Annotated in this window: 18 protein-coding genes and 1 riboswitch; of the genes, 7 read left to right on the forward strand and 11 right to left on the reverse strand. The window is 45.7% G+C overall.

Annotation, left to right across the window (positions count from 1 at the left end; all coding sequences use genetic code 11):
* Positions 1–26: 26 nt before the first annotated feature.
* A riboswitch (cobalamin riboswitch) is annotated at positions 27–173 on the reverse strand.
* A gap of 174 nt (positions 174–347) precedes the next feature.
* Together Q5691_RS13620 and Q5691_RS13625 are read left to right on the forward strand one after the other, a co-directional pair.
* A complete protein-coding gene (locus Q5691_RS13620) occupies positions 348–1088 on the forward strand; it encodes a Uma2 family endonuclease (protein ID WP_333345220.1) in 741 nt (246 codons plus the stop codon).
* Between the two features lie 248 nt (positions 1089–1336).
* Complete coding sequence (locus Q5691_RS13625; protein WP_333308937.1) at positions 1337–2911, forward strand: FAD-dependent oxidoreductase; 1575 nt, start codon at positions 1337–1339, stop codon at positions 2909–2911.
* 439 nt (positions 2912–3350) lie between these two features.
* Here the strand turns inward: Q5691_RS13625 and Q5691_RS13630 are convergent, their stop codons facing one another.
* From Q5691_RS13630 to Q5691_RS13640, 3 genes are read right to left on the reverse strand one after another with little or no spacing between them, the layout of a single operon-like run.
* A complete protein-coding gene (locus Q5691_RS13630; RefSeq protein ID WP_333212810.1) occupies positions 3351–3683 on the reverse strand; it encodes a DUF2834 domain-containing protein in 333 nt (110 codons plus the stop codon).
* A gap of 57 nt (positions 3684–3740) precedes the next feature.
* The gene (locus Q5691_RS13635) at positions 3741–5873 is read right to left on the reverse strand and encodes a pentapeptide repeat-containing protein (RefSeq protein ID WP_333345223.1); all 2133 of its coding nucleotides are present in this window, start codon (positions 5871–5873) and stop codon (positions 3741–3743) included.
* Positions 5874–5888: 15 nt separating this feature from the next.
* The gene (locus tag Q5691_RS13640; protein WP_333212814.1) at positions 5889–6215 is read right to left on the reverse strand and encodes a hypothetical protein; all 327 of its coding nucleotides are present in this window, start codon (positions 6213–6215) and stop codon (positions 5889–5891) included.
* Between the two features lie 97 nt (positions 6216–6312).
* Between Q5691_RS13640 and Q5691_RS13645 the strand changes: the two genes are divergently transcribed.
* Entirely contained in the window at positions 6313–6762 is a 450-nt protein-coding gene (locus Q5691_RS13645) for a hypothetical protein (protein ID WP_333085546.1), read from the forward strand.
* 102 nt (positions 6763–6864) lie between these two features.
* Here Q5691_RS13645 and Q5691_RS13650 read toward each other — a convergent pair whose 3' ends face one another.
* The 5 genes from Q5691_RS13650 to folK form a co-directional block, all read right to left on the reverse strand.
* The gene (locus Q5691_RS13650; protein WP_333345238.1) at positions 6865–7164 is read right to left on the reverse strand and encodes a Uma2 family endonuclease; all 300 of its coding nucleotides are present in this window, start codon (positions 7162–7164) and stop codon (positions 6865–6867) included.
* Between the two features lie 224 nt (positions 7165–7388).
* A complete protein-coding gene (locus Q5691_RS13655; protein WP_333345225.1) occupies positions 7389–7751 on the reverse strand; it encodes a Uma2 family endonuclease in 363 nt (120 codons plus the stop codon).
* Positions 7752–7865: 114 nt separating this feature from the next.
* Complete coding sequence (locus Q5691_RS13660) at positions 7866–9317, reverse strand: FAD-binding domain-containing protein (RefSeq protein WP_333212872.1); 1452 nt, start codon at positions 9315–9317, stop codon at positions 7866–7868.
* Positions 9318–9452: 135 nt separating this feature from the next.
* The gene (locus Q5691_RS13665; RefSeq protein WP_333136399.1) at positions 9453–10001 is read right to left on the reverse strand and encodes an NUDIX hydrolase; all 549 of its coding nucleotides are present in this window, start codon (positions 9999–10001) and stop codon (positions 9453–9455) included.
* A 163-nt stretch (positions 10002–10164) separates the two neighbouring features.
* Positions 10165–10653 carry a 2-amino-4-hydroxy-6-hydroxymethyldihydropteridine diphosphokinase gene (gene folK, locus Q5691_RS13670; RefSeq protein ID WP_333345226.1) on the reverse strand — a complete coding sequence of 163 codons (489 nt, stop codon included), beginning with the start codon at positions 10651–10653 and terminating at the stop codon, positions 10165–10167.
* Positions 10654–10942: 289 nt separating this feature from the next.
* Between folK and Q5691_RS13675 the strand changes: the two genes are divergently transcribed.
* Together Q5691_RS13675 and Q5691_RS13680 are read left to right on the forward strand one after the other, a co-directional pair.
* Positions 10943–11410: a hypothetical protein gene (locus Q5691_RS13675; protein ID WP_333212818.1), complete on the forward strand. Its 468-nt coding sequence runs from the start codon at positions 10943–10945 to the stop codon at positions 11408–11410.
* Positions 11411–11585: 175 nt separating this feature from the next.
* A complete protein-coding gene (locus tag Q5691_RS13680) occupies positions 11586–13937 on the forward strand; it encodes a PhoX family phosphatase (protein WP_333212819.1) in 2352 nt (783 codons plus the stop codon).
* Between the two features lie 363 nt (positions 13938–14300).
* On the opposite strand, the gene larC is transcribed toward Q5691_RS13680, so the two are convergent.
* Entirely contained in the window at positions 14301–15785 is a 1485-nt protein-coding gene (gene larC, locus Q5691_RS13685) for a nickel pincer cofactor biosynthesis protein LarC (protein WP_333212821.1), read from the reverse strand.
* A gap of 75 nt (positions 15786–15860) precedes the next feature.
* On the opposite strand from larC, the gene Q5691_RS13690 reads away from it, so the two are divergent.
* On the forward strand, positions 15861–16523 hold the full coding sequence (locus Q5691_RS13690) for an L-threonylcarbamoyladenylate synthase (protein ID WP_333308947.1): 663 nt from the start codon (positions 15861–15863) through the stop codon (positions 16521–16523).
* A 332-nt stretch (positions 16524–16855) separates the two neighbouring features.
* On the opposite strand, the gene Q5691_RS13695 is transcribed toward Q5691_RS13690, so the two are convergent.
* Entirely contained in the window at positions 16856–17140 is a 285-nt protein-coding gene (locus Q5691_RS13695) for a DUF427 domain-containing protein (protein WP_190738299.1), read from the reverse strand.
* 97 nt (positions 17141–17237) lie between these two features.
* On the opposite strand from Q5691_RS13695, the gene recQ reads away from it, so the two are divergent.
* Positions 17238–19433 (forward strand): DNA helicase RecQ, encoded by a 2196-nt coding sequence (gene recQ, locus Q5691_RS13700; RefSeq protein ID WP_333345228.1) that lies wholly within the window; start codon positions 17238–17240, stop codon positions 19431–19433.
* A gap of 596 nt (positions 19434–20029) precedes the next feature.
* Here the strand turns inward: recQ and Q5691_RS13705 are convergent.
* A complete protein-coding gene (locus Q5691_RS13705; RefSeq protein WP_333212827.1) occupies positions 20030–20770 on the reverse strand; it encodes a peptidylprolyl isomerase in 741 nt (246 codons plus the stop codon).
* Between the last annotated feature and the right edge of the window lie 48 nt (positions 20771–20818).

The raw sequence follows: 20818 nt of genomic DNA on the forward strand, positions 1-20818 counted from the left end.
TCACGCTGAACCTCGCAGATGAGACTATGTAAATTAACACATCGGCGGGCATCCTGACTCAGAAAGCGACATGACTCTCATTACAGTTGCGGGACAGCGCCGGACTTGCACCGAACTTTCCCCCTTTCCTCTAACGGCTGCTCCCCATTAGAACCGACTGGTTAGACATAGTTTAGTCGATCGCGTAAATCTCAGCAAATATTTTACAAAAATTACTTCAGATTAACCAAGTCAAAATTACCTATCATCTTCTCTTCTCTTCCTTCGCGTCTTCGCGGTTCGTTCAATAAATACTATTGCCAAACAAATCAAAGGTATAATGTTAGTGAGTTTTGAGGAAAGCCGCCATGTTAGATTACAAATTTCCGAGGCACTGGCCCTCAGCCGATGAACTACCAGACTCAGATGAAACGCCTGTGGATAACGAACTGCAAGAACTAATACCAGGCTTGTTAAAAGCAATATTGCTCATACTTTGGGCAGAACGCATGGACTGGTTTTTTGGCATAGATATGGGTATTTATCATCACCCTGACGAACCGCCAATTGTCCCAGATGCTTTCTTAAGTTTAGGAGTAGAACGATTTTACGACGAAGAATTGCGTCCTAGTTACGTGCTGTGGGATGAAAATGTCATGCCACTTTTCGTCCTAGAAGTTGTTTCCCCAACTTATCGCAAGGAATACAGCACAAAATTAGACACTTATCAAGCTTTAGGCGTACTTTATTACGTCATTTATTCTTCCCGCCGCCGTCGTAAACCTCATTTGGAAGTACACAAGTTAGTCAATGGGAAGTACGAGTTACAGCCAGGACATCCAGTTTGGATGCCTGAAATTGGTTTGGGAATTGGTTGTGAAAGGGGAAGTTATTCTGGAGTGACAAGAGAGTGGTTGTATTGGTATGATGCCGATGGAAAACGTTATCTGACTCCTGAAGAACAGGTGAAAGAATCAGTCCAGCGCGCCCAACAGGAATCGCAGCGCGCCCAACAGGAATCGCAGCGCGCCGATCGATTGGCCCAACGTTCCGATCGACTAGCTCAGCGATTGCGGGAGTTGGGGATAGATCCTGATAATCTGACCTGATGGCAATCAAGAGTACCAGACTGACCGACTCTAGACGCTCAGAAACCGGGTTTTTCAACAGAGTTCGATCGTCCTCAACCGAGGATTTTTTGGAAAAAACCCGGTTGCTGCCTCCAGAAAAGTGTGAATATTTATCGCAAAAATCAGGAAATATCGAGCTAGATTTTGGAAAAACAGAGAGTTGGACGGCAAACATTGCGATCGAGCTCGAAAACATGAAAATCAACAGAGGTTATTAAATAATGGTCATGAATCTGCGTTCTTACGATATCATCTGTTTTGGTGATGAAGTTCCAGGAGTTCTAGCTGTTATCTCTGCCTCCAGAGAATATCTTCGCCGAACAAAGCGTTATCCGCGAATTCTACTGATGTCGAAAGCAAGCTTGCAAGAAGGAATTGGCGGGCATTTGGTAAGAGGCGGTCTTGCTTATTTAGATAGAAGTCAGATTAGTGAAGAACTTCAACAATCTTTAAAGTTAGATACCTTTGGTTCACCAGCGACAATCTATAAAGAATTCTTACAAAAATCCGGCGTTAAAGCAATTGCACTCGACCCCCGCAAAGCCAGTGCAGCGCTGAAAGAAATGCTGGTAAAAGCTGGGGCTGATCTCCTCAGCAAAGTAGAAATTAAATCAGTCAGTAAAGAAGGTCAAAAAATTGTCAGTATAACCACCTCTCAAGGCCTAGTTTATGCCGGCAAGCAATTTATTGATGCCACTGTCAATGCCGAATTAGCTCAAGCTGCCGGTGTGAGAAAGCTGAAGGGATTTGAAACATTTGGTCTGCCTAACTCAGAACTTCCTGTCACCCTCGTTTTTGAAACTCAAGGACTCAGTGCAAGAGCACTGAAAGAATTCGATTATATTTATCTAAAACGCTTCACAAACCTGGCAGATTCAGAGGGTCAAAAATTTTTGCTGCACGCTGCCGCCAAGGATGCCAAACTAGCAGGAGAACTCCGCCTGGAAATGACCGACACTAGAGGCAATCTCAAAACTCTGTGGGCGGGAAACGATCACATCGATGTTCGCTCCCCGGCTCTGTCTGTAGCTTACCACTCCTTTAGAGGAATAAAACTATCTTTTCCTGAAACTGGCGTAATTTTAGATGAGGGAAATATAGCAATACTTCCCAATGATAGACTTTCGTGGAATGCGCTGTTATTTGCAGTCACCGCCAGCGAAGCAGAAGCCTTAGCGAGAAGCGGGAGCAAACCCACGGCTAATATGCAAAGAGAGATGTTATTTATTACAAGTTGGCTGAGGAGTTTGGGGGCTACTTCTGTTACTTATGCCTCAGAACTTTATATCAGACACGCCGGCAATGTGACGGGAGTTGTAGAACCTTTAACTGGCACACAAATGCTGTTAGGTGGCGTACCTGCTAATGAAGCCCTGGCAACATTTAGCTATCATTTTGATGTCCGCGGAGGCATTCCGGGTATTCGCGACAAAGCAACTAGCGTAGGATGGTTGAAAAGTCTGAGTTTTAAACAGCCTATCTTGAATATTGGCATCCGCCACGCATTAATTAAAAACGTTCCTAACTTGGCAGTGGTCAGTCCGTGTTCTGGATTTGAAGGGTTTGCTTGTTCTGTCGGCAGAATTGTGGAATTCAACGCAGCAGTGGGTCAAGGTGTGGGTATCGCTGCGGTTAATGCCATTCTAAATAACAAGAATCTAGCTGATGTATCTAATCGAGAAGTGAGACAAGTTCTCGCTGAAACAGGCCAGTTACCTAAAATTTTTGGAGTTCCAAATAATGGTGAGGCAATGCTATTGGCGCAATTTGAGAATCTTGCCAGTTCGGATGCTATTGCGTAATATAAATTCCGGTTGCACTCCTCATGACTGTTGGCTGTTGACTGTTGACTGTTGACTGTTGACTGTTAGCTGTTGGCTGTTGACTAAAATTATGCTTTCGGGATAACGGACTGTTTGGAAATTGGAACAAATACCGATGCAACCGGGAACGATTTAATAGCAACTTCAATAAACAATTCAGTAGTAGGTTGGGCAGGTGGAACGAAACTCAACCCAAAATTTTTTAGCAAGAAATGAGTGAAATTGCTATTAATATTATGTCCCTTCGATCGACAACAATCACGTTGGTTTGTAGTGAGGAATTTAATCCGCATAAAATTCTGAGCACTTCCGTCGTCACTACAAACCTATAACGGTGATTTTACCGGAAATTATATAATAGCTCGATCGCCTGCACCGAATTATTGTGCTGCGCGGCACTAACCGGTGAAACAACTTTTCAACTTGAGACTTCGCTTGATTTTTCCAGCTTGGTTTCCCGCACAAACAAGAAAAGCGGGAAAGCACAGGAAAACGAAACAAGCACACCTAGAAGTAGGTACAGCCCTACAAAACTTATATCCAATCGTTTTGACTCAGCGTACATCCAAGTGCTTCCTGCTACAGTTGCGATAAACAAATCTAAACTTACCGATTTCGCAGCCAGATTAGCCGAACTCTCCTTTACAAAGTCCAGCAAGCCAGCATTGCTAAAAAACTGCAAGTTATAGTACCAAGGCAGCACCAGCCCCAAAATTGCTAAGATGAGATAAATGGTTCGCTTAACGCTCATAATTACCCTACCTGTTCTTTGAGCGACTGTATTACCCTACTCGCTAACAACCAATCCTTACTTCTTCTGCGGGCACTTCGGATGAATTCCCCCCTGCAAACAAATGTAAGCAATTTGAGTTTTATCTAAATTTTTAGCTTCCGCAAAATCAACTCCTAGGAATCGACCGGATTTACTACCAGTCGGATTTTGAATAAATTGATCCGAAGTTGCCTTCCCCAGAAACACAGCGCCTTTAAAATCTGCTCTAGCTAAATTCGCGCCCCTAAAATCAACCGAACTCACCTCCGCATTCCGAAAATTCGCATCTTGCAACTGAGCATCTTTTAAATTCACGTTGGCGAGTTTAGTCGAAGTCAAATCTGCCTTTTGTAAGTTGGCGCCGCTCAAATCAGCACCGGACAAATCAGCACCTTGCCATTCCGATTTAGACAAATTTGTCAAGGACAACTGAGCACCTTGAGCCTTCACTTTTGCCAAACGCGCGCCTGACAAATCCGCTCGCGACAAATTCGCGCTTCCTATATCTGCCCCGGTAAAACTTGCATTTTTTAACAGTGCTTCCTGTAAATTTGCTCCAATTAAAATAGCACTGCTGAAATTAGCTGAATTCAAATTGCCGTTTGACAAATTAGCTTTGTTCATGACAGCGCGCACAAAAGTAGTGCGGTTCATTACAGCACTGTTCAAAGATGCCCCGACCAAATTTACTCCTTCCAAATTAGCGCCACTCAAGTCAGAAATCCAATCGTCAAATGTACCCGGACGCCTGTCTTCGCCGGTGCCGTAAAAGCGAGCTCCCTGCAAGCTGGCATTGGTTAAATTGGCATTTCTCAACTTAATTCCCGACAAGTCAACTTTGTTTAAAACTAAAGTAAACTGAGACGGGCCGGCAGGACTTTGAGCTAAATCGGTGCGGCTGAGATCCGCGCCGTTGAGCTGGCTGCTATACACTGTGAGAATTTTGCCGATCGCCCTTTGTACTGTTCGCTGGCGGGCGGCCGCTAACTCGCGTTCCGGGGCCTTGCCGCCAAAGCGCAGGGAATCGAGATCGTTACTCAGGGCTTGATTCAACCGTTGCAACTCAGGCAAAGCTTTCGGCCCGCTACTGACTAAAGCTTGCTGGATCGCGTCCAGCATGGCGCGGTTGTCTTCTTGAGCTAGCAAATCCGCTAGCAGGGGTACGGCGCGGGAGTCTTCCACGGCCCCCAAAGCCAAAATAGCCGATCGCCTGCCGGATGCCCCGCTAGCCGATGTGGGAGACAATTTGCTGACTAAAGCTACAAATAATTCGTCGTTCCGCTGCCGGGAATCCCGCAAATTTGCTTGACTTTGAGTGTAGATGAGAGTGCCGACAAACAAAGTTAAAATCAATCCCGCGCTGCCGACGGTAACTATCACTAAAGTTGTGCCTGGGTGTTGGCGCATCCAATTCCACAAACTGGCATTTGTTTTCAGGCCGCTTTGTGGAGTCACCACCAAAGCCGCAATCTGCGCGTCTTCCTCCGTCCAATCTGGACTCTTGACAGGATCGGCAGACAGTTGATTTGATCGAGCATTGACCACCAAAGTATTCGCGAGGCGATCGTGTCCCGCTTGCCGTTTGTAACGCCATGCAACCGCCCCGTCTGCGAGCACTGCCAAGCCGCTCAGCCCCCCTAAAATCAGCAAATCAGGAAACGCACCGCTCAAGCGCCAAATGGCGTAAGCGACGCCCAGAGGCACTCCCCAGCGCCCCAAACTTTCGCGAATTAGCACGGGTCCAAAACCCGGAGGAGTACCCGACGCTGTGACAACTTTGACGCCGAACCAGCGTTTGGGGAGAGTTTGACCTGTTCTGGCGAGCAAAAACAGTTGCCACCCCGCTAAAACTGCCGGTGCCAGCAGTGCCCCTGACCAGAATAGATTAGTTAGGGGTGCGACTCTGGGGCTGCGATCGCGCACGGGTATGCCCAAGGTACGGGCGACGGTTTCGGATGCTGCTGCTATGGAGGAATTGAGCGGCACGGTTTGAGATTCATTGTTGACTAATGCCCCGATACTGAAGGGAACGAGGGCGCTGGCCGCAATTAACGAAATTTCCACTGCCCAAGCGCCGCACCTGCGAACCAGCAGTGGCATTTGCTTGGATTGTGTTTGCCAAGACGGATCGGGTTGATTGATGCCGCTGGGCGCGGTGGGGTTAGCCATATTTAGAAATTCCTATTATTTGTCGTTAGTATTTGAGGACTGGGGGGAAATTGCCAATTTATACGCTATGTAGATTAGCACTCCGAGAACGGCAAGAGTCATCAGCGCTGAAATTAGCTGTACGATGCTATTGAAGACTGTCAGGACAATTATCGCTCCGACGGCAAAGGCTGCCACCTGCCCAGGTTTGGGGAGTCTTTGAAAATTGTCCAGTAATTGATTGTAGAAGGTTCCGACGGCTTGATAGCTGTCTGGATTTTGTGTGATGAGTGGCGATCGTTCTACTTTAGCTTTTAGTTCTCCCAACGCTTGCTGCCAATTGAAATTATTTTGAGGATTCATAAAAAAATTCCGAAGTTATTTTAGATTAATGTGTTTGGAACCGCCATTATCCCCTACCGTCAAAGAACTAGAACCAAATGCCATTGTGTGAGGAAACATGAAGATCCATTACCTGGGCGATCGCGGCAAACTGTGGTTTAGCTCGATCGTGACCCTAGCCTTGGCAATGATTTTAGCGGATGCGGGTGCTGTTCGGAGCCAACCGCTACAAATTGCTCCCGGATTTCCCGAACCGCTGGGAGTTTCTGGAGTTTCCGGCGGCCCGAACAATAGCGGCGACTGCGGTTTTGTCTCTCAAGGGCCGAACCACGTCATTGAAGTAACGCAGGATTTGCCTTACTGGCGGATTGCAGTACAAACCGCTGGAGCTCCGAGTTTGATGATTCAGGGGCCGAGGGGGCGTTTCTGCGTCCTGCCGGCGAATGCTGCGGCGGGGAATGTAGAATTTTCCGGTTATGGGGACAAGGGGACTTATGTTATTTTTGTGGGCGATCGAGCTCAAGGTCAACACCCTTACTCTCTCTCTATTTCCCAAAAGCGAAATTAAAAATACAACGGAATTAGGACGCTTGCTGTGAGAAAATGGCTTTTTGGCGATCGTAAATAAGCCGGATTTCTAACAGCCCGTGCGTGGAATAGCCATTTCATATCAATTTTGTATTTGTTCTCTAACCCACTTCCGAAACAATCTGAGAGTTGGACTCGTGCCCACTGTTTGGCTTTGTTCGCAATATTGAGAAATAGCTTCAATAATTGGCAGATTGGGAAAAGTTGGACTAATTTCCGATTCAACATATTTCCCATCTTGAAGCACATTAATCTGAAGCTTGTTATTTTCATAGCGCCAGATTTCAGGTACTCCCAAAGCTTCGTAAGCATCGAGTTGAGTTTTGGAAGTTAGATCGACTTCAATTGCTAAGTCAGGTGGCGGATCGACAGTTAAGTCTATCCGCTTTTTGCCATTGGTGACAAGTTAAGACTTAATTGCATTTGTCAATCAGTAATATTACTCAAAAAAATTGCTGTTTTAGGAGTGGAAAATTCACGATTTAAGAGGGAGTAAGTATAAATATCACCCTCGGCACGATCGCACGATCGCCCAAATCTCAGTTTTATGCCCAAAATCCGAGTAAATGTTGAGCATAATTGCTGATTGACAAATGCTTTCTTAGCTTAACTTGTTACCAATGGCTTTTTGCCAATCATTAGAGCGTGATTCTGAATGTAAAAACATTCATCAGGCTCAATTCCTTGTAACATACTTTTTCGCTGGAAAGTCGTCGAACCAAATGGTTCAAAGTCGATTTCTAGTTCCTCAAACAGAATTTTAACTAAATAGCTAATAATGATTTTAGCTTTCTCATGTTCTGGTAGTGGCATCCTAATCTCCAAAGTTCCTTGACTGTAAGCTATTCTAGACCCACGGTGTTCTCCCAACTCTTCTAAAATTGCTTCAAATTCCTGCCAGTTGACATCATTGAACAGCACTCTATGTCCTGGGGGTACACTGATTTGTCTTAATTGCAGCGTTACCATTTCAACCTCCGATTTATTTAAGTTTATTATAACTGATACCATCTTTTAACTTGAGGGGTTGACAGCGCTATCTCAACTTAATTTACTGTTAACTATAGCCAAAAATCGAGCTGTCTAATCTGCGTTTTTTTGCTGCGTGTACAGTTCCTTAAACTTGCGCTGCTGCTCGTTGTGATCTACGATCGGAGAGGGATAATGAAGAAGTCTGCGTTCTAAAGACGAAATATTTCCTGTTAGCAAAACTTTAGTATCAACACGGCGCAATTCTGGAACCCAGTGCCGAATATATTCCCCCTCCGGGTCAAATTTCTGAGCTTGACTCGCGGGATTAAATATTCGCAAAGGTTTCGGGTCCATACCGCTCGATGCGCTCCACTGCCAGCCGCCGTTATTAGCAGAAAGGTCGGCATCTATTAATTTTTGCATGAAGTATTTTTCACCCCACTGCCAGTTAATAATTAAATCTTTGGTCAGGAAACTGGCGACTATCATGCGGCAGCGATTGTGCATCCAACCTGTCTGGTTTAACTGTCGCATTGCTGCATCGATAATAGGATACCCTGTTTTGCCTTTACACCAAGCTTGAAAAAGTGTTTCATCATTCTCCCAAGGAAAGTCTTTGAATGCTTGACGGTAGGGGCCGTCTGCTACTTCTGGGAAATTATACATGGCGTGTTGATAAAATTCCCGCCACGCTATTTCCTGTTGCCAAGTGCGGATGCTTGTACACGCTTCTTCGCTGCGGCAAGTGTCCATTACTATCTGGGTAGCTTGCCAAACAGTGCGGATGCCAATTGCACCAAATTTGAGGGCTGCGCTGAGTTGGGATGTGCCGTTAATGGCGGGGAAATTGCGCTGTTCTTGATATTGGTAAATTGCCCGATCGCAAAATTCTTCTAATTTTTGTTGCGCTGCATCTTCTCCGGGTTCTATTACTAATGGATTTTCCCAAATAAATCCCAAACTCAACGCTGTTGGCACTGTTTCCATTGCACCTGCTTGGTTGGCGATTGCTTGTTCTTCGGCGGTTAAGCCGGTCATTAATTCCAGATAAGTTATCGGCAGTGTCTCTACTGGTTGAGCTTTAGGTTTACTGTTCCATTTTTTCCAAAATGGTGTATAAACTGTGTAGGGAGTCCCTGTACCGCTGCGAATTTCATCTGGGGCGTGCAGCAGTTGATCCCAGAAATTTTGAACTTGAATTCCTGCTTGTTGGAGGGCGTTTGATACGGACTGATCGCGCTGTTTTGCGTAGGGTTCTACATCCCAGTTCCAAAATACTGCTTGAGCATTTATAGCTGTTGCTAATCTTGGTATTCCTAGGATCGGATCATCTTGAATTATCAGCAATTGGCTGCCTGCTTCCCTGTAACGCGAGGAGAGTTTTTGCAAGCAGCCGATCATGTAGGTGACTCTAGCTGGCGCTACGTCATCGCGATTTAGGATATTGCGATCGAGACAAAAAATTCCGACAACTTTCGGGCTTTGCTGGCGCGCTGCTGCCAGTCCGATGTTGTCAGAAATACGCAAGTCGCGGCGGTGCCAAAATAAAATGAGATTGGATATATCGGACATTCGATTTTAGATTTTAGATTTTACAGTCCTGGACACAAGAGGGTTCAACAACCCGGTTTCTAAGTTAACTTTTATCGGTTTGACGCAGGATTTTTATAAGAAACCGGGTTTGTCTGTCAGTCCTATTTAAGTCAAAAATGGACGGGCTAAGAAAAAGCTAGAAATGGATTTTGCGTCAATTGGTTCCCCAGCTAAAATAGCTTTTTCTAATTCTTCAGGGGTGAATAAAACTGTTTCAATGTCTTCATCATCGTCTTGTGCTGGCGGCTTTTCCAGTTTTTCCAAATCTTGGGCTAAGAAAGCATAAATGATTTCGTCAGAATAACCGGGGGCGAGAAAAAATTGCCCTAAGTTCTGCCATTTTCCAGCGCGATATCCGGTTTCTTCTTCGATTTCGCGTTTGATAGTTTCGGCGGGGCTTTCATTGATTTCTACCGTACCAGCGGGAAATTCTAAAATTCGCCCTTTTGTGGCAAAGCGGTATTGTCGCACCAAGACGAGTTTACCTTCGGGTGTGACGGGAACTGCCAGTGCTCCGCCTGGGTGGCGAATACATTCCCACTCGCCTTCGGAACCGTTGGGAAGACGGAGGGTAGCCACGTCAAAATTAAATTTGCGCCCTTGGTAAAATAGGCGTTGTTTGAGGAGTTGGGGTAGTTCTTGACCGATCGACATAAGCGACAAGCGAATAATGTTTGAGTGCACCGATTTAAGACATCATAGGCGATATCATAGGATTTTAGATTTTAGATGGGGAATGACTGATAATTATCACAGTTGGGAGCTTACCTACGGTTGCATTTTTTTACTGGTACGATCCGTGAATTTTGCTCCATTTTTACAAAGGAAATTTTTGCACTCCGGAACAGTCTGCGGTTTGCAGGAGTTGGACGATCGCATTTTTCGTCACCGGATGCACCCAATCCGGAGCAATTTCTGCTAAAGGTACTAATACAAAAGCTCTTTCGGTCATCCGGGGATGAGGTATAGTCAGTGTCGGAGTTTCTAGGACTAAATTGTCGTACAGCAGCAAATCTAGGTCTAGGGTTCTTGGCCCCCATTTTTCTCGGCGAATTCGATTAAATTTTATTTCAATTTCTAATAATTTTGCTAGCAATTGTTCGGGTTCTAAAGCAACTTCTAGGATGGCGCAAGCGTTGATGTAATCGGGTTGCGGCGGGCCAACGGGGGCGGTTTGATACCAGCTTGAATGAGATTTTACTGCTATTCCTGGGGTGTTGTTGAGGGTTACGATCGCGCTTTTGAGTGTGGCGAGGGAGTCGCCTAAGTTGCTACCAAGGGCGATCGCACATTTTGTTGATTTCATAAAGAAGAAGGTTCGGCAACGGATTGTGTAACGGATGTAACGGATGTCAGGAAGAAGGAAGAAGGAAGAAGAGTAATGCGGGGGCTGCTTGAGCGATATCCTTTACTACCGACAAATATTTCGAGTAAAACCAGACCCTAAAAGCCTAATTTTTGGTGGTAAATTGAGCCTACAGGACATTTTTTTAGGGAAATGTGAGGACACAAAATATTATTTTAATCAACTATTAACCAAGTGTTAAATTTTATTAACTATCATTGACAAGTGTTAGTATTTAGTTTCAAACATAATGAATTTGTACCTACGCTTATTGTCGGCTGTCATTCTAGCAATTATCAGTTTAACAGCAAGTATATCAATAGGTTTGGCTCAAACAAAAGAGCGCTACCTTACCCTAGATTCGGACGGCAGTCAATCTTTTGCGAGTTTAGTGCAGCAGGCGGAAGATTTAGCGAAAGAGTCGATCGCCCGCGAGTTTCAAGAAAATCCGGCATTAACAGAAGTTACAATCATCATTACAGCCGATCGCAGCCGACAAAGAGTTCCAGTTTTGCGATCGAGAGTATCCCGCCACGACTGGCAACAAGATGCGAGAATTGAACAGTGGACTAGATATTTTGCCGATGCTCAATTGCTGCTGGGATTCCGAAACGGCAATATTTCGTCCCCAAATTCTGGGTATTCGCAAGTGATGAATGCACCTGCGCCTAGTCGATCGACATTCCGAGAAAATGATCCGGGTTTTCGAGATGATTGAAATCGGGCATCGGGCATGGGGCATTGGGCATTGGTAGCAAACAACAAATAACCAATTATTAACCCAAATATAATTCCACTTTAATTAACCTTCAGGTTAACTTCCCTTAATTGAACAGTGATAGAGTTTCATACGGAATCATCAGATTAGGGAAGTTGGGTTGAATAAGGAATTTATGTCTAAAATAACTCGCCGACAACTGTTAATTTTCTTCGGCAGCAGTGCAGCTACCACTGTGCTTGCCCCTCAACTAACTCAAACACTGTTTGGCATCAATTCCACCTCGACCGAAGCTGTGGTAGGGCCGCTCTCTTTCACTCCGTTAAGACTTCCCCACCCGCTGCCGGTTTATCAAGAATTGTCTAGCTTTATGCCGACGGGCTTAAACGGACAGGGAACCGTGATGGCGGCCTCGCAGAATACTAAATTAACCAGCTACAACGTTGTTGACGATGTGGTTGTACCGCCGGAATACGAACGGTATGTGATTCTCCGCTGGGGCGATCGAGTTTTCCCCAATCCAGCAGACTATTTCGGCTACAACAACGACTACACTGGCTTCGTAGGCCTTCGCGGCAGCAGTGACGACGGTTATCTTTGGGTTAACCACGAGTATGTAGGCTTTCCGATGTCGAAAGTGACGCCGGAAGCGCCGTCTGATCTGGCACCATTTCCCACCACCGATCGCGCCGTCCTCGGTATAGACTTATCGGTAAAAAATCGCGATACCCTCGGCGAATTTCTGTACAATCTTGGTGGTTCGATCGTTCGCATCACCAAACAGTCTAACGGTAGATTTGGGGCGATCGCCGGCGACCCCCTCAACCGACGCATTCACGGACTTTCAGGGCTAGGAATCAACAGCCAGCGTACCGACAAATACAAAGATGTCACCTCCTGGGGAACCAGACAAGGGGATAACGAGTACCTCACGGGCACGGGCCCCGCAGCCACCCAAGTCTTCGCGCAAGTCAACACCGACGGACTCGGCAACCGCATCATCGGTACAGCTTACAACTGTTCCGGCGCCACAACCCCTTGGGGAACAATCCTCTCCGCCGAAGAAAACTTCCAAGGTAGCGAACTATTCTTCGTCGGAGTTCAGGAAAACATCAAACCCAACGGTGGCCAAACGGGCTACGCCAAGGGCACTATCGGTGAGGAATTCGGCTTAGTCGGCGAAAAATACGGCTGGATGGTAGAAGTCGATCCCCAAGATCCGAGTTTCCGCCCCCGGAAGCACACATGGTTGGGCCGTTTCCGCCACGAAAACGTCGGGATTCGCGCTGAAGCAGGCCGCAAGTTAATAGGGTACATGGGGGACGATCGGCGCGGCGGACACACCTGGAAATTTGTCAGCAACGGTACTGTCACCAATCCCGCAGATAAAACCAACAGCCGATTGTTTGAAGACGGCGTTTTGTACGTTGCCCAATATAACCGCAACGGTACTGGAAGATGGCTGCCACTGGCATTAAATACCCCGACCAATCCGGTGCGTCCTTCTAAAGTTGGCGAGGCGGAATTAGCAAGTTTTGGCAAAGCTCAAAGAGATGCAAATACTCGCTTACCCAAACGCGCCGGAATTGCTGGTCAAACCGAAGACGGCGGTTCTTTTGTAGTAGATACAACCAATGAAGCAAATGCAATTCCGGGCTACCAAAATAAAACTCTGGCTAATTTCTACAGCAGCCAAGGTGCGGTGTTAGTTGATGCTTTCTTAGCTGCTAATTTGATTGGTGGCACTCCGACGGCGCGGCCGGAAGATTTGGAAGTTAATCCTACTACTAAGGAAGTTTTTATTGCTTATACGGACGCCGCACCCGGAAGCGACGGCTATCCAGATTCTCGCATTTTTACTGTTGCTAAATACGGTAGCGCCGTCAACAGCACCCAGCAGTCGGGAGGACTTTACAAAATAATTGAAGACAGTCCAGACGGTGCAGGTTTGACTTTCCGCTGGCAGCGTTTGGCCCAAGGTGGAGAAGCGGGTTCGGTAGCTGGGGCGGGATTTGCTAGTGTAGATAATTTGGCTTTTGACCTTCAAGGCAATGTTTGGGGTGTGACTGATATGTCTACGAGCACGCATAACGGTTTTGATGTGGGTGCGGCTGGAAAGCCAACGACGATCGACCACAAGAAGACTGGAAATGTGTCAGATTTTACTGGAGTTTTCGGCAACAATTGGCTGTTTTATATTCCTAGTTCTGGGCCGAATGCAGGAACAGTAATTCCGTTTGCTTACGGCCCGAATCGGTGCGAAATGACGGGGCCGACTTTTGTGGGAGATACGCTATTGCTTGCGGTGCAGCATCCGGGGGAAGATTGCCCGATCGATGATGGTACTGTACTCAGTCGGCAAATTGAAATGTTGGATTTGAACGGTGCTGTTTTCAATCAGACTCGTAGTGTTTCTCGCGGGAGTTTGTGGCCGAGTAATATTGAGAATGATCGGCGTCGTTCGCCTATGCCGTCGGTGATTGGAATTCGTCGGGTGCGATCGACTCCAACGGGTCAGTTTGTTTAAATCTCACATCTTGCACCATTCTCGCTTAACAGGCAAGATGCCTGTTCCACAAGACAATTCACTCTTTGTGGAACAGGCATCTTGCCTGTTCATAAAAGCTTATTGAGATGTTGCTGCGGTTGCCCCAAGTGATGGGGACGGGTACTCTTGGGGGTTGCGTACTTAGTGTGCTTAAATATTAGTTTAAGTAGCCAAAAACTAAACTACGTCTGAATTGACGGAAAAGCTGAATTTACCTCGCCATCTTAAAGCCGATATCAGAGGTTTGGATTCCTCTGATTTAGATATTCCTCAAGCCTGCTGAGTCTGACGGGTTGTCAGCCTGTCAGGGACTAAATTCCTCTTGTAAGCCACTGTAATTGATTAAGTGCGATCGTACCAACTTTGCAGCGCCAAGCGGTGAACTTCCCGCCAGCTAATATTTTTAAGTCGGGCAATTTCCGCGCAATCTTCGTATTCCGGCTGTACATTAACAATCGTTTCTCCAGACTTCGCAACTTTTATCTTAACTTCGCCGTATTCTGTTTGAACTGTCTGGATTTCTCGGTGCAAAATCGTTCTTTGTTGAGTCGATCGCCTAATCCCCAGAGTAGTAGTCTCGCGAAAGATCACAGCTTCGCAAGCATCCTCAAATTCTGGATGACAAATCGCAGTTAACAAAACCCCCAGCCGCGACTTTTTCATCACAATTGGGGCAGTGAAAACATCCAGAGCTCCGGCGGCAAACAAAGCATCAAAAACATAGCCGATCGCCTGCGGACTCAAATCATCAATTTGCGTTTCCAACACCGTAATAGTTTCTATGGAATTGGGCATTGGGAATTGGGCATTGGGCATCGGGAATGGGGAATTGTTTAAAAACTTCTCTCTTCCTTCTTCCCTATTTCTTCTATCAGTTACAGAATCCGTTGCCGAACTTCCTTCTTCCCTATTTCTTCTATCCGTTACATCCGTTACAGAATCCGTTGCCGAACTTCTTTCTGACTTCTCCCCAATCCAGAGGCGCAAAATATTAGGAATTGCCAGATTTCGAGAACCTGCACCCAAACCGATCGCCTGAATTTGCATCGGCGGTGGCGGGCCGAAAGCAGAGGCGAGAGTACAGGCGATCGCAGTTCCCGTAGGAGTACACAATTCGCGATCGATCCCGTTGCTGTAAACCGGCACTCGGTGCGTTTCCCACAACCGCATCACCGCCGGCGTCGGCACCGCTAATCTGCCGTGTGCAGCCTTCACCGTACCGCCACCAGTCGGCATCGCCGAAAAGTAAAACTCCTGAATATCCAACCAATCCAAACCCAAACAAGTAGCGACAATATCAATAATTGCATCGGTTGCCCCCACCTCGTGAAAGTGAACCTCGCTTGCGGGGATACCGTGTACGGCACCTTCTGCCTCTGCTAATTTGCCAAATACGGCCAAACTCCAAGCTTCCACGCGCGGAGGCAATTTTGCAGAGACGATGATTTGCTCAATTTCGGGTAAATTGCGGTGATGAGTGTGACTAATTTCTGCATCTGCTTCGCCGTGACTGTGAGAATGTTCTTCCCCGTGATGATGGTGGTGGCGGGCGTCAAAAGTCGGGGATTCGGTTTCCGAGGGATCGAGTTCGGTAGCGGGATTTTTGGGTTTTAACGACAAATCCGCAGCTAAATCGACATAAAATTTAGTGGCTTGTTGAGTATTCCGGTGGACTAATTCCGTCCGCAACTGGTACTCTGTCGAAATGCCGAGCAAATTGAGTTTTTCGATTAGGTAGTCTAAAGGAACGCCAGCGTGGATGAGAGCTCCAATGCACATATCGCCAGCAATGCCGGTTGGACAGTCAAAATAAGCTATTTTATTCATTGTTAACAATTAATTTTCAACATTGATTGTTTCACTCGATATTTCGAGCGCCCACTTAGCCTGCAATATCTTAACATGGCAACTATTTACGAAGTGCATCCAGTTGCACCCCAAAGAGACCGGATAGAGAAAATTAACAAAGCTCTGAAAGATGGGGCAGTGATGCTTTATCCGACAGATACAGTTTATGCGATCGGCTGCGATATCAACTCCAAGTCTGCGGTAGAACGAGTCCGGCAAATCAAGCAACTATCCAATGATAAGCCTTTAACATTCCTCTGTTCCTCTCTGTCAAATATCACCGACTATGCTGCCGTCAGCGATGAAGCATACAGAATTATCAAGCGGTTAATACCGGGGCCTTATACATTTTTGCTGCCAGCTACCAAGTTAGTGCCACGGTTGGTAATGAACCCAAAACGGAAAACTACTGGAATTCGCGTGCCCGACCAGCGGCTTTGTTTTACACTGTTGGAAGCCTTGGGAAATCCAATTATTTCAACATCCGCTCACATTACCACGGATGATGAAGGTTCAGCACCCGTGCCAGCAGGAAAAGCAGAAAGTTTTGGCAAAGCTGAACTTTTTGACTGTTTTTCAAAGTTAGTAGATGTCATTGTCGATGACGGTTCCGATCCGGGATATCAAGTTTCCACCATTCTCGATTTGACCGCAAGCGAACCGATTGTTGTTCGCCGTGGTTTGGGTTCGGAAGCTGTCGCCGTTTGGGAAGATTAAAATTTGAGGATGCTTTCGCTTCTCCAACAGTCCGCCGGGGGTTCAAAACCCCCGTCTCATAGCGAAAGTCCTCTCAAAGAGGACTGTTAAATATAGCGGTTATGGTATTGAATTTAATTAAGCTCTGTCCTATATTTTAAAGGATTGACAATTATCAGAGGAGCAATCGCTATCAGTAGATATTAGATATTATTTCTATTTGAACTCATCGCAACTTATGTTATTCCTCCCTAATTTCCACAGTCGTCTTAAGACGACTTCAGCTATGAGCCAGGGAATTAATTCCCTGGCGGCCTGTCGGAATCGCCAGCTAACAAACCTGCGGAGAAAACCTAAGCCTCTACCTTAACTCCTTTCCAAAAAGCAATATATCCGGCAATATTTTTAGCAGCATCTTTTGGAGTAGGATAGTACCAAGCAGCATCTTTATTAACTTGTCCGCCGACTTCGACACTGTAGTAACTAGCAACACCTTTCCAACCACAAGTAGTGTGAGTGCTGCTATCCTTGAAATACTCACGGTTAATGGCATCGGCGGGGAAATAATAGTTGTTGTCTACAATTTCGCACTTGTCGCTCTCGGCCAAAACGGCACCATTCCAAATTGCTTTCGGCATCAGTTTTTCTGCTTAAATTGAGATTCTCAATTATTGTAACTGTATTTGTGCTCAAAAGGCATAGAATAGTTGAGAAGCCAACAACCAACTACTGCAAATGCCAGCGTCTCATCCGCCAATATCTTCTGTGCCACTGTCCCTGGAACAAGCTCTTAAACATTTTTTTGGCTATGACTCTTTCCGTCCGGGACAGCAGGAAATTGTCGAAGCTGCTTTACAAAAACGGGATATGATGATTGTCATGCCGACGGGTGGTGGCAAGTCTTTGTGTTTTCAATTACCGGCACTGTTGAAACCGGGATTGACAGTGGTTGTTTCACCGTTAATTGCTCTGATGCAAGACCAGGTGGAAGCTTTGCAGGATAATGGAATTGGGGCGACTTTTCTCAACAGCACTTTGAGCAGTCAGGAAACCCGATCGCGCGAAACTGCGATTCTCGAAGGTAAGATTAAATTGCTTTATGTTGCACCCGAACGCTTGCTGGGTGAGAGATTTTTACCATTTTTAGATATAGTAGCAAATAAGTTAGGAATTTCGGCATTTGCGATCGACGAAGCCCACTGCGTTTCGGAATGGGGGCACGACTTTCGACCAGAATACAGGCAAATGCAGCGAGTGCGCGATCGATATCCCGACATTCCCATTATGGGACTAACCGCCACCGCCACCGAGCGCGTCCGCCAAGACATTATCCAGCAGCTAACTCTGCGAAATCCCTACATCCACGTCGCCAGTTTCAACCGTCCCAATTTATACTACGAAGTTCGCCCCAAAACTAAGCACAGTTTTGCCGAAGTTTTGCAAATTATCCAAAAAAAAGGCGGTTCGGGAATTATCTATTGCCTCAGCCGCAAAAAAGTTGACGAAGTTGCCTATAAATTGCAACAAAGCGGCATCCAAGCCTTACCCTACCACGCCGGCATGAACGATGTCGATCGCGCAACCAATCAAACCCGCTTCATTCGCGACGACGTGCAAGTAATGGTAGCCACAGTAGCCTTTGGCATGGGAATTAACAAACCCGACGTGCGGTTTGTAATTCACTACGACTTACCCAAGAATCTCGAAGGATACTATCAAGAATCCGGCCGCGCAGGCCGAGACAACGAACCCGCCCATTGCAGCTTATTTTACGGCTACGGCGATGTCAAAACCATCGAATACATCATCGAGCAAAAACCAGATCCGCAAGAACAACGAATTGCCCGCCAACAATTACGTCGAGTAATCAACTATGCAGAATCCAGCGATTGCCGTCGCACAATCCAGTTAAGTTATTTTGGCGATTCATTCCCCGGAAACTGCGGTACTTGCGATAACTGTTGCAACCAAAAACCAGTAGAAGATTGGACGATTGAGGCAATGAAATTTCTATCTTGCGTCGCCAGATGCCAAGAAAAATTCGGCATGAATCACATTATTGACGTGCTGCGCGGTTCAAAAAATCAAAAAATATTGCAATACCAGCACAACCAACTTTCTACTTACGGAATTGGCAAAGATAGAAGTGCTGAGGAATGGAAAAAGTTGAGTCGTTCGCTGTTAAATCAAGGTTTTTTAGAGGAAAGAACAGACGGGTTTCCCATTTTGAAACTGAATGAAAAAAGTTGGGAAATCATGAAACGTCAGCGCATAGTTGAAATCGCCATTGAACCCCAGCGAGAAGTACAGGGTAAAGTTCGGTCTTTGGCAGTAGAAGTAGAAGGTTTATTTGCCATACTGCGGACACTACGCAAACAAATTGCCGACGAACAATTTGTACCACCTTACGTAGTTTTTGCCGATAAAAGCTTGCGAGATATGGCAGAAAAACGCCCACAAAATCTCACCGAGTTCGAGGAAGTTTACGGCGTTGGTAGCAACAAGCGAAATAAGTACGGTAAAGTTTTCTTGGAGGCAATTCGCAATTTTTGCCAAGAACAAGGATTGTCAAGTAGTGCTGCATCTTCTGAGGTCGCTAATCTTCCCAATCTTTCCAACGTTGCGTCTTATTCGCAGATGCAAACCTGGGAATTATACCGACAAGGTTTGACAGTTCAAGGAATAGCGAATGCGCGGGGGATGAGTCCTAATACTATTTCTGGGCATCTGATAGAATTGATGGAAATGGGCAGGGAAGTTGATATAAATTTGTTGGTTGAATCGGAACGCCAGCAGGCGATAGTGTACGCTATTGAAGTTATGGGAGATGAAAAACTGAGAGCAATTTATGATTTTTTGGAAGAACGTTATACTTTTGAGGAGATTAAGTTTGTGCGGGCTTGGTGGCGGCAAAATTATGTAGGTTTTTAACCGCCGATGTAGGCTGATGAACGCTGGTGGGCGCAGATAATTAATAGATAGGAGGGACAAATGATAATAAATAAATTAGCTTTTGGGGATAATATATTAAAGTAGCGTTTTTAACCGATATATTTTTTCCATTTGGCTGTGCTAGCTGGCAGATGTGGGGTTGGCAAAACTCAAATTTCAAAAGTAATTTTTAAATTGCTATAAGTCAGTAAGCTTGAGTTGGCTAACCGTCTCATTGTTCGCTATGGTTCGTGCCGTTGCGAGGGTAAGAAGCAATCGTCGAGACTTTCTTCTGTTCTCAATTTTAGTGAGTGAGGAGGGCGAGAAATTACCTTTTTAACTGAACCTTATTGAGGTATAACTACCCTAGTCAAACCACTTTTTATATAAGTAGTAGAGTGAGAGAGATTAATCTTTAAATCCACACGCAGGAGACTCTTTACACTTACGCCCCGCTCCAATGATTGAATTATATTGATGCAGCCGGAAACGATATTAAGTGTCTCTGTGCAGCCATAAACACCCTAAATTTTAGCATGGTATTTGGTGTTGGGAAAATTATATAGAGGGGTTTTTGAGGGCGAGAAAGTAAGTTTCTAAACTTTAGCAGTGTACAATAAATAGTTGACTTCGTTAGCTAACCATTCGTTAAACAGATTGTGCAATATTTCTTGATACCGTTCAGGGGTTAATTCCGCCGGGAGAAACTTTTCAACCAGGAACAAGTGATATCCTAGCTCTGTTTCAATTGGACGAATTACTTCTCCGGGTTTAGCGCTAAATACGGCGACGGCTATGTCTGGTTTTAAACCCCACCGATAAACCTTGCCTTTGCAACCGCATAAATGCCGGCTATTTTCGTCAATGTCGTAAAGATGAGCAGCATCAAAAAAGCTGATTTCTCCTTCTTGAATTTGATAAAATAGTTCCTGAGCAAGCTGGGGGTTTGCAACAACTATTTGATAAAGAATTATTTGGTCGAATTGCAATTTGTTTTGAATAAAAATCTTTTCTACTTCTTTGCTGAACAAGTGTTCGGCTAGTTTTTGGCTGAGGAGCCGATCGCAAATTCCGGCTTCTAAATCTTCTACCGAAATCATCTGATCGACCAGCCAAGCAATCGTATCCGCCGCTTTCTCCAAACGCTTCTCGCGGCGGAGTTGGTCGCCCACAGCTTGAATTTCGTCGGGAGTCACAGTTAACCCCCGTTCCAGGGCTGCTTTCTCAATAACTTTTTTCTGCAAAACCTTTTGACTAAATGTCTTTATTTGCTGCTCTTGTCTGAGTAGTTCAATGATTTCACTTGCTTCAATCAATGGCCCGTAAAAGTCCTTCATCTTTCTCTCTCCACCTATATGACTTTATTAAGTTCATCCCCCGACGCT

The sequence above is a fragment of the Microcoleus sp. w1-18aA5 genome (assembly GCF_036701705.1).
Lineage (GTDB): Bacteria > Cyanobacteriota > Cyanobacteriia > Cyanobacteriales > Microcoleaceae > Microcoleus.